Here is a 14,451-nt window from a genome sequence, read left to right as displayed (position 1 = left end):
CGGTCAGACGCGGGGGAAGCGGCTCTGCAGGTTCCAGACGACCGGGTTGTCGGCCAGGCCCTCGTGCATGTCGGACAGGTCGGCGATCAGGTCGTGGAGGAAGTCGCGGGCCTCGCGGCGCAGCGCCCGGTGGTTGAAGGTCAGCGGGGGCTCGTCGGGCGCCCAGTCGGCGGTGACGTCCACCCAGCCGAAGCGGCGCTCGAAGACCATGCAGTCGGTGGACTCCGTGAAGTCCAGCTCGGCGAACTGCGTGGCCGCCGAGCGGTTCCCCCGGGGGTCCTGATCGATCTTCTCGATGACGTCGCACAGCGCCCAGGCGAAGTCGAGGACCGGCACCCATCCCCAGGCTGTGGACAGCTCCCGGTCCGTCTTCACGTCGGCGAGGTAGACGTCGCCGCAGAAGAGGTCGTGCCGCAGCGTGTGGACGTCCGCGGTGCGGTAGTCCGTCTGGGGCGGGTCGGGGAAGCGGCGGGAGAGGGAGTAGCCGAGGTCGATCACGCTACCGATGGTACGTACGAAAGCCGTGCCCCCGCTGCCACGGGGGCGGCGGGGGCACGGCTGCGCTGCACGCGAAGGGGGTGTTACTTCACGTTGATCGCGGTCCAGGCGGCGGCGACCGCCTTGTACTCGGTGCCGGTGGAGCCGTAGAGGTCCGCGGTGGCCTTGAGGGTGGCCGTACGGGCTGCCTTGTAGTTGGTGGTGGAGGTGAAGTACGTGGTCAGGGCCTTGTACCAGATCTTGGTGGCCTTGTCCCGGCCGATGCCGGCGACCTTGCTGTTGTTGTAGGTGGGGCTGTTGTAGCTCACCCCGCCGATGACCTTGCTGCCGCTGCCCTCGGAGAGCAGGTAGTAGAAGTGGTTGGCGGGGCCGGACGAGTAGTGGACGTCCACGCTGCCGAGGGAGGAGGACCAGTAGTCCTTGGACCCGCCGTCCTTGCTCGGCTTGTCCATGTAGCGCAGCGGGGTGCCGTCGCCGTTGATGTCGATCTTCTCGCCGATGAGGTAGTCGCCCGGGTCGGTCGAGTTGTTGGCGTAGAACTCGGCGGCGGTGCCGAAGATGTCGGACGTGGCCTCGTTCAGGCCGCCGGACTCGCCGCTGTAGCGGAGGTTGGCGGTGGCGGAGGTGACGCCGTGGGTCATCTCGTGGGCGGCCACGTCGAGGGACGTCAGCGGGTTGGCGTTGTTCTCGCCGTCACCGTAGGTCATGCAGAAGCACTCGTCGTCCCAGAAGGCGTTGACGTAGCCGTTGCCGTAGTGGACGCGGCTGTACGCGCCGACGCCGTCGCCCTTGATGCCGCTGCGGCCGAGCACGTTCTTGTAGAAGTCCCAGGTGACGGCCGCGCCGTAGTGCGCGTCGACGCCGGCCTTCTGGCGGCCCGCGCCCCAGACGTCGCTGGAGTTGGTGAAGAGCGCTCCGGTGCCGCTGGTGCCCTGGTTCAGGTCGTACGTCTTGTGACCGCCGCGGGCGCCGTCGGTGAGGGTGTAGCCCGAACCGGACTGCGTGGTGGTCAGCGGGACGGAGCCGCTGTAGGTGCTGGTGCCCGTGCCGGTGTGGACGGTCTCGTTCTGGAAGAGCTTCTTGCCGGTGTTCGCGTCGGTGATGACCTGCAGCTTGCTCGGCGTGCCGTCCTTCTGGACGCCCGTGACGGTCGTCTCGTACGCCAGGACCGGCTTGCCCTCCGCGGCCCAGATCACCTTGCGCGGGGCCTGGCCGGCGTCGGCCTTGGCGGTCTTCCCGTCCGCGGCGGCGCTGAGGGCGCTCTTCTTCGCGGCCGAGGGCGCCAGGGACGGGGTGGTGCTGGGCACGGCTATGTCGGCGTCGGTCGCCTTGGTGACGTCGCGGGCGCCGTCCTTCTTCTGGTGCACGACGAGGTCGCCGCCGAGCACCGGCAGGCCGTCGTAGGTGCGCTCGTAGCGCGTGTGCACGGTGCCGTCGGCGTCCTTGACGACGTCGCGGACGATCAGCTTCTCCTTGCCGTCCAGGCCGATCTTCGAGGCGGTCGACGAGGCGTCGCCCTGCGCGTCTCTGATCGCGGAGGCCCGCTGCCCTGCGGAGAGCGCGAGCTGCTGCCCGCCGTTGCTCTTCTCGGCCGACGCGTTCGCCGAGCCGCTCTGCACGCCGATGACGACCATCGTGGCGGAGGCGACCAGGGCGGCGGCGCGCAGGGAGTTCTTGCGGGTGGTGGAGGTGTTGCTGCTCAACTCAGTCTCCTATGAGGGGGGTTACGGACAGCCCGGTCAACGGCCGCCCGCTGGTGCAGGAGTGGTTCACGAGTGGTGCAGTGGTGGTACAGGAGTGAAGTGAGGAGAGCGTGCCATCAATTGGGCGTGTTTGACAGGGGCGCAACAAGGATTTGATCTGTTGGTAAACGATTACCGGCGTTACGCGTCCGCTATACGGCGACTTGAGGGATATCGAGCGTGTGTTCAACTGGGCGATGTAACAACGTCGGTGAACGGATACGACTACGACAGGGGCGTGTGGGGAGGGGTGTGGGCCGTGGGGATGGTCCGGACGTTTGCGGAATGTGAGATTCCGTCAGAGCTGCGCCTGCAGGCGCAGGCGGTGCGCGAGGAGGCGTGGCCCGGCATGGGCGGTGGCGCGCACGACAGCACGCTCGACCCGCGCACGATGCTGTTCGTCACGCCGGACGGCGAGGTGACGGCGGCGCTGGACGTCCTGAGCAAGGACCTCGTGCACGACGGCCGCACCTACCGCGCGTCCGGCCTGAGCGCGGTCGCCACCGCGAAGGCGCACCGGGGCAAGGGGCACGGGCGGCGGCTCGTGGCCGCCGCCCGCGAGGAGATCGCGCACAGCGGGGCGGACCTCGGCCTCTTCACCTGCGACGGCGAGCTGCGCGGCTTCTACGAGGGCGCGGGCTGGGCGGTGCTGGAGGGCGCGGTCCTGATCGGCGGCACCCCGGAGGAGCCCTTCCCGAGCGACGGGCCGGGGTTCGACAAGGTGACCATGGCCGGTTTCTTCACGGAACGGGCGCTCCGGCACGCGCACACGTTCCGGGGCAGCCGGATCGGCCTCTACCCGGGGGAGATCGACCGGCTGTGGTGAGCCGCGACCTCCGGGCCGGAAACCGCGGACCGCAGGGGTCCCGCGTACCGCGCGATTAGGCTGATGATCATGAACATAGCCATGTCACGCAGAGGACTGCTCCTCGCAACGGCCGCCGTCCCGCTGGCGGCCGTGCTTCCGGGCACCGCCCAGGCGGCGTCGGCGCCCGGCCCCCGGCAGCGGCTGCGCGCCCTGGAATCCCGCTTCTCCACCCGCATCGGCGTGGCGGCCCACGACACCGGCACGGGACGGTTCCTCGGCTACCGCGCCGGGGAGCGCTTCGCGCTCTGCTCGACGTTCAAGGCCGTGGCCGCCGCCGGCATCCTGCGCCAGGCGCGCGAGAAGGACCCCGGGTTGCTCGACCGGGTGGTCCACTACTCCGCGGACTACGTCGCGCTCAGCAGCGGCGGCGCGGACAAGGTGGCGGACTTCTCGCCGGAGACCGCGAAGCACATCGGCACGGGCATGACCGTGGACGCCCTCTGCTCGGCGGCCGTCAGCCAGAGCGACAACACCGCCGGCAACCTCCTGCTGGAACGGCTCGGCGGCATACGGGCGTTCAACGCCTTCGTCCGGACGCTCGGTGACCACTGCACCCGCCTCGACCGGACCGAGCCCGAGCTCAACTCCAACATCCCCGGCGACCCCAGGGACACCACCACCCCCGAGGCGATGGCCCGTACGCTGCACGCCCTGACGCTGGGCACGGCTCTCGCCGCCCCCGACCGGGACCGGCTCAACCGCTGGCTGATGGCGAGCACCACGGGCGTGAAGCGCATCCGCGCCGGGCTGCCCGCGACGTGGCGCGTGGGCGACAAGACCGGCTGGAGCGAGAACGGAGTGATCAACGACATCGCCGTCGTCTGGCCGGCGCAGGCCGCCCCTCTGATCATCTCCATCTATACGACGCGCACGGACGGCACGCCGGGCGACAACCTCGTCGTCAAGGAGACCGCGGAGATCGTCGTCGAGGCCCTCGGTCTGGCCTGACGGCCGGACAGTTCCGACCGGCGGCCGTGAACGGTCCGGACCCGGCGGCCGGAGAACGGTCCCGGCCCGGCGGGCGCCGGCCGGCCCGGCCTAACGGTCGTCGGTCGGCGGGCGCTCGCGGTCGGTGCCGAGCTGCTCGTTCAGCTTCTGCTGGGCCGTGTCGACCTGGCTCTGGTACTTGTTCTGCGTCCGGGCGTCGAACGCGTCGCCCGCCTTCTCGACGCCTTGGCGCGCCTGGTCGGGGTGTCCCTTGATCAGACCCTTGAGCTTGTCGAGCATGGACATGGGGTTGTCCTCCTTAGCGAACGCCTGACCTCCTCAGCATCGCCGCCTTCGGGTGGGGCCGCATCCCAGGCGGGGGGCGCTCGGAGGCCCTCGGGGGGCGCGGCGTGGCGGACGGGTGGCAGGGCCGGACGGGGCCGTGGCCGCGGCCACCGCCCCGTCCGGAGCCCCGGTTCACGCCAGGGTTCCCGCCAGCGCGTGCGCGATGTGGTCGCCGAGGCGGGGCAGCCAGTCGGGTCGCGCGTTCCCGAGCAGGTGGTCGCCGTGCGGGACGGACAGGTACGTGCCGTGCGGTGCCAGCCGGGCCAGGGGCCCGCCGTTCGTCACGCCGGGAATGACGTCCGCGCCTCCGTCGACGACCAGCAGCGGAGCCGCGATGCGGGGCGCCAGGGCGGCGAGGTCCACGTGGTGGGCGAACGCGCGGGCGGCGTCGGCTCCTCCGGTGCGCCGGGCCATGATGTCCCGTACGGGCGGGGGCAGTTCGTCCCAGTCGAGGCGGAAGGGGCCGCTGACGGTGGCGACCGCCGCCACCCGGGGCTCCAGCGCCGCGGTCCGGGCCGCGAAGTAGCCGCCCAGGCTGAGGCCGACGAGCCCGATGCGCGCGACGCCGAGGGCGTCGACGACCCGGCCCACGACCTGCTCGTAGTCCGGCCTGAGGACCGTCGTGCCCGCGAGCACGCCCTGCCCGGGGCCGTCCATGGCGAACACCGCCAGCCCCCTGGCCAGCAGCGCGGACACCAGACCGAGGAACTCCTCCTTGGCCGAGTCCAGGCCGGGGACGACGACCACGGTGCCGGGCGCGTCGGCGGGACCGCGCAGCCAGCCGGTGAACCCCTCGCCGCTCACGCGCCGGGCCTGCGGCTCCAGCACGGCGAGTGCCCTGCCCACGGCGCGGTCCGCCTCGGCGGCGGCGCGATGCGCCTCCGCGTACGGCGCGAGCGTGGCGAGGTGGAACCACCGGGCCGCCGTCAGCAGGTGCTCACCGGCCGAGACGGACGATCCCGCGTCCTCCGCGCGCTTCAGGTGGGCGTGTCCGGTGCGCAGGAAGGACGGCCCCCAGTCGGCGACGGAGGCGAGGCCGTCGGTGACGCGCCGGTACTCGTGGGGGTCGACGCCCGCGCCGGTGGCGCGTGTCCACTGGGCGGCGGCGAACGCGGCGGCCGTTTCGGGGCCGGATGCGGTGGTGGGCCCGGTGGCGCTCATCGTGTTCCTCCCGTCAGCAGGACGGCCTTGCCGCGGATCCGCCGCTCGCGCAGGTCGACCAGGGTGCCGGCGGTCTCCGACCAGTCGGCGACCCGGCCGATCTCCGGGTGCAGCCGCCCCTGTTCCACGAGGCGCACCAGGGCCTCCAGATCGGCGCCGTACGGGGCGCCGGCGTAGTGGAAGTGCTGGATCGTGACGCGCTCGGGTCCACCCAGCAGCTGGAAGAAGTCGAGGGTGACGGGGGTGCGGCTCGCCTGGCCGAACCAGACGAGGAGGCCGCCCGGGCGCACCGCGGCGAGGGCGAGCGGCAGTTCCGGCCCGCCCGTGGACTCCAGCACGACGTCGAACGGTCCCCGGGCCGCCGCGACGTCGTGCACCACCTCCGCACCCAGCTCTGCGAGCCGTTCGCCGCGCTCCGGCGTGGCCGTGACCGCGGTCAGCTCGGCCCCGGCCCCCATGGCCAGCTCGGTGACGTAGTGGCCGACCCCGCCCGAGGCGCCGGTCAGCAGCACCCGCCGGCCGGCCAGGGAACCGGCCGTGCGCAACAGGCGCAGGGCCGTGATCCCGGCCAGGGGCAGGGCCGCCGCCCGGACGCTGTCGACGCCGTCCGGCAGCACGGCGAGGGAGTGCGTGGGCACGGCGGCGTACTCCGCCCAGCCTCCGTGTGCCGGATGCCCGACGACACGGGTGCCGATGCCGGGGCCCGAGCCGTCGGCGGCGGCCTGGACGACGAGCCCCGCCACGTCCTTGCCGGGCAGCAGCCCCGGCCGCGGGCGTTCGAGGAGGAACGTCTCGCCCCGGTTCGGCGCGAACGCCTCGACCTTGATCAGCGCCTCACCGGACCCCGGGACGGGCTGGGGGGCCTCGGCGAAGGCGACCGGACGTGCCGCCTCCCCCGTGGGAATCAGTCTTCGCATGCCGAGCATGCAACCCCCGCGGCCACCCCGCGATCCAACAACGAACGAGCAAGATCGACAACCGTCGGTTGTCACCTATGGTGGGGGCCATGGATCTCGACGTCGCGCAGGTACGTGCCTTCGTGCGCACCGCCGAGGAACTGCACTTCGGGCGGGCGGCCGGGACGCTCGCCATCTCCCAGCAGGCGCTGTCCAAGAGGATCGCGCGGCTGGAATCCCTGCTCGGGGTCACGCTCTTCCGGCGCGGCGGCAGCGGGGTGCGCCTCACCGAGGCAGGACGGCGCTTCCTCGCGCCGGCCCGGCAGACCCTGACCGCCGCCGACGCCGCGGTCGCGGCGGCCGTCGGCCGGGACCGCCCGCTGCGGGTCGACGTCTGGGGACACCTCTACGCGCCCCTGCGGACGCTGGCCCAGGTCGCGGACCGGGCCGGGGACCTCGTCCCGGGACACGGGCGCGATCTGCCGTCGGTGACGGCCGCGCTGCTGCACGGCGACATCGACGCGGCCTTCGGGCGGGTCCACCCGCCGCTGCACGCAGGGCTGGCCCACCGCCTCGTCCGCCTCGAACCGGTGGACGCCGTCCTGAGCACGGACCATCCGCTGGCAGCCGAACCGGCGCTGCGACCGGACCGGTTGCGCGGCAGCGTGCTGTGGGCGCCCGGTGCGCTGGACCGGCTCGACTTCCTCCATCAGTTCGCCGAACGGTTCGGCATCCAGGACAGGGCCGCGAGCCTCAACCTGGGGCTCACCCACTTCCTCGAAGAGGTGGCGGGGGACCCGCACCGCTTCTCGCTGCTCCCCGCCGACGTGCCGCTGCCGGAGATCCCCGGGCTGCGTTCCGTCCCGCTGGTCGACCCCACACCGCTGTACGCGTGGTCGCTGCTGTGGCGCACGGGAAACGAGCATCCGGGACTGACCGCCCTCACCGCCGCCTGCGCCACCGAAGCGGGACGGAGCCGATGGCTGGAGTACGACCCGGCCCGCGACTGGCTGCCCGAACCGCCCGCGGCTGCCGCCCGGCACGGGGATGAGTGCCGCTGAGCCACGTGACACCACATGGCGCCATGTGGTGCCACTCCGTATCCCGCGACGCATGTGAGCGCCTCTGGTGCCACCGCACCACAGGCCGGCGCCTCTGTGTTTCCCCAGGTCAGCCTGCCTGTCGTCAGCCCCGCCCGGCGTCGAGCTGCCCCAAGGCTTGCCTGTGGCACCATCGTGGTGCCATGATGGCGTCATGGACCTCACCCCGTATGTCGAGAACCTGCGCCGCGAACTCGCGGTGGCGGCCGAAGCCGGCGGCCAGGAAGCCCGCGAGCTGGCCGAGCGGCTCACCGCCCCCCTGGAGTCGGCGACCCGTCTGACCATGCTCAACGTGCTCTCCGCCGCGACGGACGAGATCACCCGCGAGCTCGCCCCGGGGTCGGTCGACGTACGGCTGCGGGGACTGGACCCCGACTTCGTGGTGACGTCGCCGTCCGCTGCGGCAGGCCCCGCGGAAGCGGCCGCCGCGCCCGTCGAACCGCTCGCGGCGCAGGCGCCCGCCGACGGCGACGAGGGCGGCACCGCCCGCGTCAACCTGCGGCTGCCGGCCCACCTCAAGGCCCGCGCCGAGGAGGCCGCGAGTCGCGAGGGCCTGTCGGTCAACGCGTGGCTGGTGCGCGCGGTGTCGGCCGCGGTCGACGGCGGCACGCGGCCGCGGCCGGCGGAGAAGGCCCGGACCGTCGGACAGAGCTTCACGGGCTGGGTGCGCTGACCGCGCCCCCGCCCGCACCACTTCACCCGCACCACCTCACTCACAACCACGTCCCACCAGCGGGGACGTCTTGCAGACCCAAGAGGACGGGACTCCCATGCCTTCTTTCGACACTCCCGGAGCGATCTCGGTCACGGCGCGCGTGGAGGCCGGCTCCCTTCAGTTCACCGCGAGCGACCGCGCCGACACCGTGGTCGACGTGCGGCCCCGCAATCCGAAGAAGGACCTGGACGTGCGGGCGGCCGAGCAGACCGAGGTCACGTACGCGAGCGGTGCCCTGGTCGTCCGGACGCCCAAGTCGAGCCTGTTCGGCCGCACCGGCATCGTCGACGTGACGGTCGAACTGCCCGCGGGCTCGTGCATCGACATGACCGGTGCCTGGACCCAGGTGCTCGGTGAGGGCCGGCTCGGCGAGGTCCGCGTGAAGACCTCGTCCGGCGACGTCCGCCTCGACGCGACCGGCCCGCTGCAGCTGACCGCGTCGCACGGCTCGATCACCGTGGACCGGGTCGAGGGCAAGGCCGAGATCACCACCAGCACCGGCAGCGTGCGCGTGGGCCTCCTCGACGGTCCCGCCGTCCTGAAGAACTCGCACGGCACCACGACCGTCGGGGCCGCGACCGGCGCGCTGCGGGTGAGCAACGCGAACGGCGACATCGAGGTCCGGCGCGCCGAGGACTCGGTCACCGCCACCACCGCCCACGGCACCGTGCGGGTGGACGAGGTGGCCCGCGGCACCGTCCAGCTGGAGACCTCCTACGGCGCCATCGAGGTCGGCGTCCGCGAGGGCACGGCCGCCTGGCTCGACGTCAGCTCGGGCTCCGGCCAGGTGCGCAACACGCTCACCGCGTCCGGGGCCCCGGAGGAGGCCGAGGACACCGTCGAGGTCCGGGCCCGCACCCGCTACGGCAACATCGACATCCGCCGCGCCAGGTCCTGACCCCCGACCCGCAGAAGAACCGGCCTCACCTCACCCACGTCAGCCTTCGAACGGGAGGGCCCATGCGCTCGTCTGTCATGTCCATGTCTATCCCGAGCGGCGTTCCACAGCCACCCGTCGCCGTCTCCGCCGTCGGCCTGCGCAAGTCGTACGGCGACAAGACCGTGCTCGACGGCATCGATCTGCGCATCCCGGCCGGTTCCGTGTTCGCGTTGCTCGGGCCCAACGGCGCGGGCAAGACCACCACCGTGAAGATCCTGTCCACGCTCGTCGCCGCCGATGCCGGGCAGGCCCAGGTCGCGGGCCACGACGTCGCCGGCTCCCCGGACGGGGTGCGCGCCGCGATCGGCGTCACCGGGCAGTTCTCCGCCGTCGACGGGCTGATCACCGGCGAGGAGAACATGCTCCTCATGGCGGACCTGCACCACCTGTCCAAGCGCGAGGGGCGGCGCGTCACCGCCGACCTGCTGGAGCGCTTCGACCTCACCGACGCCGCGAAGAAGCCCGCCTCCACCTACTCCGGTGGCATGAAGCGCCGCCTCGACATCGCCATGACCCTCGTCGGCGACCCGCGGATCATCTTCCTCGACGAACCGACCACCGGCCTCGACCCGCGCTCCCGCCACACCATGTGGCGGATCATCCGCGAGCTCGTCTCCGACGGCGTCACCGTCTTCCTCACCACCCAGTATCTGGAGGAGGCCGACGAACTCGCCGACCGCATCGCCGTGCTGAACGACGGCAGGATCGCCGCCGAGGGCACCGCCGAGGAGCTGAAACGGCTCGTCCCCGGCGGATACGTCCGGCTCCGCTTCTGCGACCCGTCCGCGTACCGGAGCGCCGCCGCAGCGCTGCGCGAAGTGACGCGGGACGACGAATCCCTCGCGCTGCAGATCCCCAGCGACGGCACCCAGCGCGAGCTGCGCTCCATCCTCGACTGGCTGGACTCCGCCGGCGTCGAGGCGGACGAACTGACCGTGCACACGCCCGACCTCGACGACGTGTTCTTCGCCCTGACCGGCGGCCCCACCGCCCCGAACCAGCCCCAGGAGGGGGTCCGATGAGCCTGCTCTCCCTCGCCGTGCGCGACTCGTCCACGATGCTGCGGCGCAACCTGCTGCACGCGCGGCGCTACCCGTCCCTGACCCTGAACCTGCTGCTGACGCCGATCGTCCTGCTGCTGCTGTTCGTCTACATCTTCGGCGACGTGATGAGCGCGGGCATGGGCGGCGGCGCGGACCGCTCCGCGTACATCGCGTACCTCGTCCCGGGCATCCTGCTGATGACCATCGGCGGCACCACGGTCGGGACCGCGGTGTCCGTCTCCAACGACATGACCGAGGGCATCATCGCCCGCTTCCGCACGATGGCGATCCACCGCGGTTCCGTGCTCGTCGGACACGTCATCGGCAGCGTGCTGCAGGCGGTCGTCAGCGTGGTTCTCGTCGGTGCCGTCGCCGTGGCCATCGGCTTCCGCTCCACGGACGCCACGCCCCTGGAGTGGCTCGCGGCGTTCGGACTGCTCGTGCTGTTCGCCCTGGCGCTCACCTGGATCGCGGTCGGTATGGGCATGGTCAGCCCGAACGCCGAGGCGGCCAGCAACAACGCGTTGCCGCTGATCTTCCTGCCGCTCGTCTCCAGCGCCTTCGTCCCGGTCGACGCGATGCCGGGGTGGTTCCGGCCGATCGCCGAGTACCAGCCGTTCACCCCGGCCATCGAGACCCTGCGCGGGCTGCTGCTCGGCACCGGGATCGGCGACAACGGGTGGATCGCCGTCCTCTGGTGCCTGGGCCTGACGGCACTCGGCTACCGCTGGTCGAAGGCGGTGTTCGACCGCGACCCGAAATGACCGGATGCCGGGGGCGCGGGCGGGGCACTGTCCGCGCGCCGGGTGCTTTATCGGCCCCGATGCGTAACGGGCGGCCGCGGTGGAAAACGGTTCCCCATGGCCGACGCTGCGGAACCCCTCGTTTCCCCGGTCGCTTCGCACAACGAGTGGGACCCCCTGGAGGAGATCATCGTCGGGCGCCTCGACGGCGCGACGATCCCCTCCGGCCACCCCGTCGTGGCCTGCAACCTCCCGCCGTGGGGGGCGCGGTTGCAGGGGCTGACCGCCGGCGTCCGGTATCCGCGGGTGCTGATCGAGCGGGCGCAGCACGAGCTCGATCAGTTCATCGCCCTCCTGCGGTCCCTCGGCGTCACGGTCAGGCGTCCGGACGCCGTCGACCACAAGCGGCGCTTCGGCACGCCCGACTGGTCGTCGCGCGGCTTCTGCAACAGCTGCCCGCGCGACAGCATGCTCGTCATCGGCGACGAGATCATCGAGACCCCGATGGCCTGGCCGTGCCGGTACTTCGAGACCCACTCCTACCGCACGATCCTCAAGGACTACTTCCGGCGCGGCGCGCGCTGGACGGCGGCACCGAAGCCGCAGCTGACCGACGCCTTGTACGAGGCGGACTTCCGCGCCGCCGGGCCCGGCGAGCCCGTGCGGCGCATCCTCACCGAGTTCGAGCCGGTCTTCGACGCGGCGGACTTCGTGCGCGCGGGACGCGACCTGTTCGTCATGCGGAGCAACGTCACCAACCGGATGGGCATCGACTGGCTGCGCCGCCATCTCGGCTCCGGCTACCGCATCCACGAGATCGAGAGCAGCTGTCGCAGGCCGATGCACATCGACACGACCCTGCTTCCGCTCGCGCCCGGCAAGGTGCTGGTCAACCCCGAGTACATCGACGTCGACCGCCTGCCCGACGTCCTGCGTTCGTGGGACGTCCTGGTCGCCCCCGAGCCCAGCCCGGTGAAGGAGCCCCTGCTCAAACTCACCTCGATGTGCGGCAAGTGGCTCAGCATGAACGTTCTCATGATCGACGAGAAGCGGGTGGTCGCGGAGCGGCACCACACCGCGATGCTGCGTGCGCTGGAAGGGTGGGGGTTCGAGCCGGTCCCGTGCGACCTGCTGCACTACGCGCCGTTCGGCGGCTCGTTCCACTGCGCGACGCTCGACGTCCGGCGCCGCGGGACGCTGGAGTCGTACTTCCCCCGGCCCTAGCCCTTGGCCTCCCGGGGGCTACCCCTTGGTGTCCACCGACTCCAGCAGCTTCCGGAACGTGCTCACGAGGGCGTCCCGCTCCTCGCCCGAAAGGGCCGACAGCAGGCGTTCCTCCGTGGCCAGATGGTCCGGCAGGGCCGTGTCGACGAGGGTGCGGCCCTCGTCCGTCAGGGAGACGACGACGCTGCGGCCGTCCGAGGCGCTGCGGGTGCGCGTCACCAGGCCGCGCTCCTCCAGGCGGTCGAGACGCTGGGTGATGGCACCCGAGGTGACCATCGACGAGCGCATCAGCTCCGCCGGCGTGAGGCGGTGCGGCGGCTCGCTGCGCCGGAGCGTGGCGAGGACGTCGAAGGACGCCGAGTCCAGGCCGTGCGCGGCGAAGGTGCGCTTCATTTCGCTGGAGAACAGCTGGTACAGCCGCGAGAGGCGGCCGATGACCTGCATGGGGGAGACGTCCAGGTCGGGACGCTCCCGGGCCCACTGTTCGGCTACGCGGTCCACGTGATCTGCCACGGCTCCCACCCTAGCAATGTCTTAGCGGTGAGCTAGATCACCACACGGTTATCTTAGAGCTGAGATATATTGGCTTAGTGCTAAGCAATCGGACCAGGGTCCTTCTCGTCACCGCGCTGGCGCCCGCCATCTGGGGCACCACCTACGCCGTCACCACCTCCTTCCTGCCGCCCGGTCGGCCGCTGCTGGCGGCCGTCGTGCGCGCCCTGCCCGCGGGGCTCCTGCTGGTGGCCGTCACCCGGCGGCTGCCGACGGGGGCGTGGTGGTGGCGGGCGCTGGTGCTCGGGGCGCTCAACATCGGCGCGTTCTTCGCGCTGCTGTTCGTGGCCGCGTACCGCCTGCCCGGCGGGGTGGCGGCCACGGTCGGGGCCATTGCGCCGCTGCTGACGGCCGGACTCTCGGCGGGGCTCCTCGGCGAGCGGCTCTCCCCGCGCACAGTGATCGCCGGGGCGGCGGGCGTGGCGGGCGTCAGCCTGCTCGTCCTGCAGGCCGACGCCCGGCTGGACTTCGTCGGCGTGGCGGCCGCTCTCGGCGGCACCGTCGTGATGGCCACCGGGGTCGTGCTCAGCAAGCGCTGGGCGTCCCCCGCGCCGCTGCTCGCGACGACCGGCTGGCAACTGGTGGCCGGCGGTGCGCTGCTGCTGCCCGTGGCGCTGTTCGTCGAGGGCATGCCGCCCCCGTCGCTGACGACCGGGAACCTGGCCGGCTATGCCTACCTGACGATCGTCGGCTCCGCCCTCGCCTATGCGCTGTGGTTCCGCGGCCTGCGGGAGCTGCCCGCCACGGACGTCGCCTTCCTCGGGCTGCTCAGCCCCACGGTCGCCACCACCGTCGGGTGGCTCGCGCTCGGACAGTCGCTCTCCGCCGCCCAGATGGTGGGCGGGCTGATCGTCCTCGGGGCCCTCGCCGCCGCGCAGAAGCACACCCCGTCCGGGACCCGCATCCGCCGCCCCCGTACGCACTCCCGCCCGAACACCTCCGCACTCGCACCCAGGAGCTGAACATCATGCGCATCACCGTCTTCGGCGCAGCCGGAAACGTAGGAAGCCGCGTCGTGGCCGAGGCGCTGTCCCGTGGCCATCACGTCACGGCCGTCGTGCGGGACGCGTCCCGGGCCGCGGGCCGCGTGCCCGCCGGCGCGGAGCTCCGCACCGGCGACGCGGGCGACGCCCGGGATGTCGCCGCGGCGAGCGCGGGCCAGGACGTCGTGATCGGCGCGACCCGGCCCGCGCCCGGAAGCGAGGGCGAGCTCGTCGCCATGGCCCGGGCCCTGCTGGCCGGCACGGGGGAGAGCGGTGTCCGGCTGCTGTTGGTCGGCGGCGCCGGCAACCTGACGGTGCCCGGCAGCGAGGGGCGTACGGCCGTGGCCGACGACCCGGCGTTCGTCCCTCCGGCCTGGCGGCCCATCGCGCTGGCCTGCACCGAGCAGCTGGCGGCGTGCCGTGCCGCCGGTGCGGACGCGGACTGGACGTACCTGAGCCCGCCCGCCCTGCTGGAGCCGGGCGTGCGCACCGGCACGTACCGCCTCGGCGCCGACGAGCTGCTCGTCGACGCGGCCGGCACGTCGGCGATCTCCATGGAGGACCTGGCCGTGGCCCTGCTGGACGAGGCCGAACGGCCGCGGCACCGTGGGGAGCGGTTCACGGTGGCGTACTGACCGCGTGCTGCTCGCGGGCTCACCGGCTACCGGCCCCGGCGGGCCGGACGCCTCCGCCCGGGCGGAGGACGGCAGCGGG

The 14,451-nt window shown here is 72.4% G+C and carries 16 protein-coding genes; 10 read left to right on the top strand and 6 right to left on the bottom strand.

The features are described 5' to 3' along the window. Nucleotides 1-3 precede the first annotated feature (3 nt). On the bottom strand, nt 4-498 hold the full coding sequence (locus LE181_RS14865) for a hypothetical protein (RefSeq protein ID WP_225661744.1): 495 nt from the start codon (nt 496-498) through the stop codon (nt 4-6). An 83-nt stretch (nt 499-581) separates the two neighbouring features. Beyond that, nucleotides 582-2,132 (bottom strand): M4 family metallopeptidase, encoded by a 1,551-nt coding sequence (locus tag LE181_RS14860; protein ID WP_372458366.1) that lies wholly within the window; start codon nt 2,130-2,132, stop codon nt 582-584. A gap of 319 nt (nt 2,133-2,451) precedes the next feature. Here LE181_RS14860 and LE181_RS14855 point away from each other — a divergent pair, with 319 nt between their 5' ends. Together LE181_RS14855 and bla are read left to right on the top strand one after the other, a co-directional pair. Further along, entirely contained in the window at nt 2,452-3,066 is a 615-nt protein-coding gene (locus tag LE181_RS14855) for a GNAT family N-acetyltransferase (RefSeq protein ID WP_225661742.1), read from the top strand. 69 nt (nt 3,067-3,135) lie between these two features. Next, entirely contained in the window at nt 3,136-4,056 is a 921-nt protein-coding gene (gene bla, locus LE181_RS14850; RefSeq protein WP_225661741.1) for a class A beta-lactamase, read from the top strand. Between the two features lie 90 nt (nt 4,057-4,146). Here the strand turns inward: bla and LE181_RS14845 are convergent, their stop codons facing one another. The 3 genes from LE181_RS14845 to LE181_RS14835 all read right to left on the bottom strand — a co-directional run bounded on the left by LE181_RS14845 (nt 4,147) and on the right by LE181_RS14835 (nt 6,458). Next, a complete protein-coding gene (locus tag LE181_RS14845; protein ID WP_225661740.1) occupies nt 4,147-4,341 on the bottom strand; it encodes an antitoxin in 195 nt (64 codons plus the stop codon). Nucleotides 4,342-4,512: 171 nt separating this feature from the next. Beyond that, nucleotides 4,513-5,541 carry an alpha/beta hydrolase family protein gene (locus LE181_RS14840; RefSeq protein ID WP_225661738.1) on the bottom strand — a complete coding sequence of 343 codons (1,029 nt, stop codon included), beginning with the start codon at nt 5,539-5,541 and terminating at the stop codon, nt 4,513-4,515. Then, entirely contained in the window at nt 5,538-6,458 is a 921-nt protein-coding gene (locus LE181_RS14835) for a zinc-binding dehydrogenase (protein WP_225661737.1), read from the bottom strand. Before LE181_RS14835 ends, LE181_RS14840 begins: the two co-directional genes overlap by 4 nt. A gap of 89 nt (nt 6,459-6,547) precedes the next feature. Here LE181_RS14835 and LE181_RS14830 point away from each other — a divergent pair, with 89 nt between their 5' ends. The 6 genes from LE181_RS14830 to LE181_RS14805 all read left to right on the top strand — a co-directional run bounded on the left by LE181_RS14830 (nt 6,548) and on the right by LE181_RS14805 (nt 12,202). Beyond that, nucleotides 6,548-7,498, top strand: coding sequence for a LysR family transcriptional regulator (locus tag LE181_RS14830; RefSeq protein ID WP_225661735.1), 951 nt, complete (start codon nt 6,548-6,550; stop codon nt 7,496-7,498). Nucleotides 7,499-7,691: 193 nt separating this feature from the next. After that, the gene (locus tag LE181_RS14825) at nt 7,692-8,210 is read left to right on the top strand and encodes a toxin-antitoxin system HicB family antitoxin (RefSeq protein ID WP_225661734.1); all 519 of its coding nucleotides are present in this window, start codon (nt 7,692-7,694) and stop codon (nt 8,208-8,210) included. A gap of 97 nt (nt 8,211-8,307) precedes the next feature. Next, complete coding sequence (locus LE181_RS14820; protein ID WP_225661733.1) at nt 8,308-9,150, top strand: DUF4097 family beta strand repeat-containing protein; 843 nt, start codon at nt 8,308-8,310, stop codon at nt 9,148-9,150. 77 nt (nt 9,151-9,227) lie between these two features. Then, nucleotides 9,228-10,214 carry an ATP-binding cassette domain-containing protein gene (locus LE181_RS14815; protein ID WP_372458363.1) on the top strand — a complete coding sequence of 329 codons (987 nt, stop codon included), beginning with the start codon at nt 9,228-9,230 and terminating at the stop codon, nt 10,212-10,214. After that, nucleotides 10,211-10,999 (top strand): ABC transporter permease, encoded by a 789-nt coding sequence (locus LE181_RS14810; RefSeq protein WP_225661730.1) that lies wholly within the window; start codon nt 10,211-10,213, stop codon nt 10,997-10,999. Before LE181_RS14815 ends, LE181_RS14810 begins: the two co-directional genes overlap by 4 nt. Before the next feature lie 96 nt (nt 11,000-11,095). Beyond that, nucleotides 11,096-12,202 carry an amidinotransferase gene (locus tag LE181_RS14805; RefSeq protein ID WP_225661729.1) on the top strand — a complete coding sequence of 369 codons (1,107 nt, stop codon included), beginning with the start codon at nt 11,096-11,098 and terminating at the stop codon, nt 12,200-12,202. 18 nt (nt 12,203-12,220) lie between these two features. On the opposite strand, the gene LE181_RS14800 is transcribed toward LE181_RS14805, so the two are convergent. Then, the gene (locus LE181_RS14800) at nt 12,221-12,715 is read right to left on the bottom strand and encodes a MarR family winged helix-turn-helix transcriptional regulator (RefSeq protein WP_225661728.1); all 495 of its coding nucleotides are present in this window, start codon (nt 12,713-12,715) and stop codon (nt 12,221-12,223) included. Nucleotides 12,716-12,792: 77 nt separating this feature from the next. Between LE181_RS14800 and LE181_RS14795 the strand changes: the two genes are divergently transcribed. Beyond that, nucleotides 12,793-13,716, top strand: a complete 924-nt coding sequence (locus tag LE181_RS14795; protein ID WP_225661726.1) for an EamA family transporter — start codon at nt 12,793-12,795, stop codon at nt 13,714-13,716. A gap of 5 nt (nt 13,717-13,721) precedes the next feature. Next, on the top strand, nt 13,722-14,372 hold the full coding sequence (locus LE181_RS14790) for an NAD(P)-dependent oxidoreductase (RefSeq protein WP_225661725.1): 651 nt from the start codon (nt 13,722-13,724) through the stop codon (nt 14,370-14,372). The last annotated feature ends 79 nt before the right edge of the window (nt 14,373-14,451 follow it).

The organism is Streptomyces sichuanensis (genome assembly GCF_020328095.1).
In the GTDB taxonomy this organism is placed as follows: domain Bacteria; phylum Actinomycetota; class Actinomycetes; order Streptomycetales; family Streptomycetaceae; genus Streptomyces; species Streptomyces cinnamoneus.
Note: the sequence above shows the minus strand (reverse complement) of the source record. Positions and strands in the feature narration are given on the sequence as shown.

Bases quoted from the DNA above. Each gene is read 5' to 3' on its own strand.
- LE181_RS14820 (WP_225661733.1), top strand. From the start codon at position 8,308: ATGCCTTCTTTCGACACTCCCGGAGCGATCTCGGTCACGGCGCGCGTG.
- LE181_RS14790 (WP_225661725.1), top strand. From the start codon at position 13,722: ATGCGCATCACCGTCTTCGGCGCAGCCGGAAACGTAGGAAGCCGCGTC.
- LE181_RS14805 (WP_225661729.1), top strand. From the start codon at position 11,096: ATGGCCGACGCTGCGGAACCCCTCGTTTCCCCGGTCGCTTCGCACAAC.
- LE181_RS14830 (WP_225661735.1), top strand. From the start codon at position 6,548: ATGGATCTCGACGTCGCGCAGGTACGTGCCTTCGTGCGCACCGCCGAG.
- LE181_RS14845 (WP_225661740.1), bottom strand. From the start codon at position 4,341: ATGTCCATGCTCGACAAGCTCAAGGGTCTGATCAAGGGACACCCCGAC.
- LE181_RS14815 (WP_372458363.1), top strand. From the start codon at position 9,228: ATGTCCATGTCTATCCCGAGCGGCGTTCCACAGCCACCCGTCGCCGTC.
- LE181_RS14835 (WP_225661737.1), bottom strand. From the start codon at position 6,458: ATGCGAAGACTGATTCCCACGGGGGAGGCGGCACGTCCGGTCGCCTTC.
- LE181_RS14825 (WP_225661734.1), top strand. From the start codon at position 7,692: ATGGACCTCACCCCGTATGTCGAGAACCTGCGCCGCGAACTCGCGGTG.
- LE181_RS14840 (WP_225661738.1), bottom strand. From the start codon at position 5,541: ATGAGCGCCACCGGGCCCACCACCGCATCCGGCCCCGAAACGGCCGCC.
- LE181_RS14810 (WP_225661730.1), top strand. From the start codon at position 10,211: ATGAGCCTGCTCTCCCTCGCCGTGCGCGACTCGTCCACGATGCTGCGG.
- LE181_RS14860 (WP_372458366.1), bottom strand. From the start codon at position 2,132: ATGGTCGTCATCGGCGTGCAGAGCGGCTCGGCGAACGCGTCGGCCGAG.
- bla (WP_225661741.1), top strand. From the start codon at position 3,136: ATGAACATAGCCATGTCACGCAGAGGACTGCTCCTCGCAACGGCCGCC.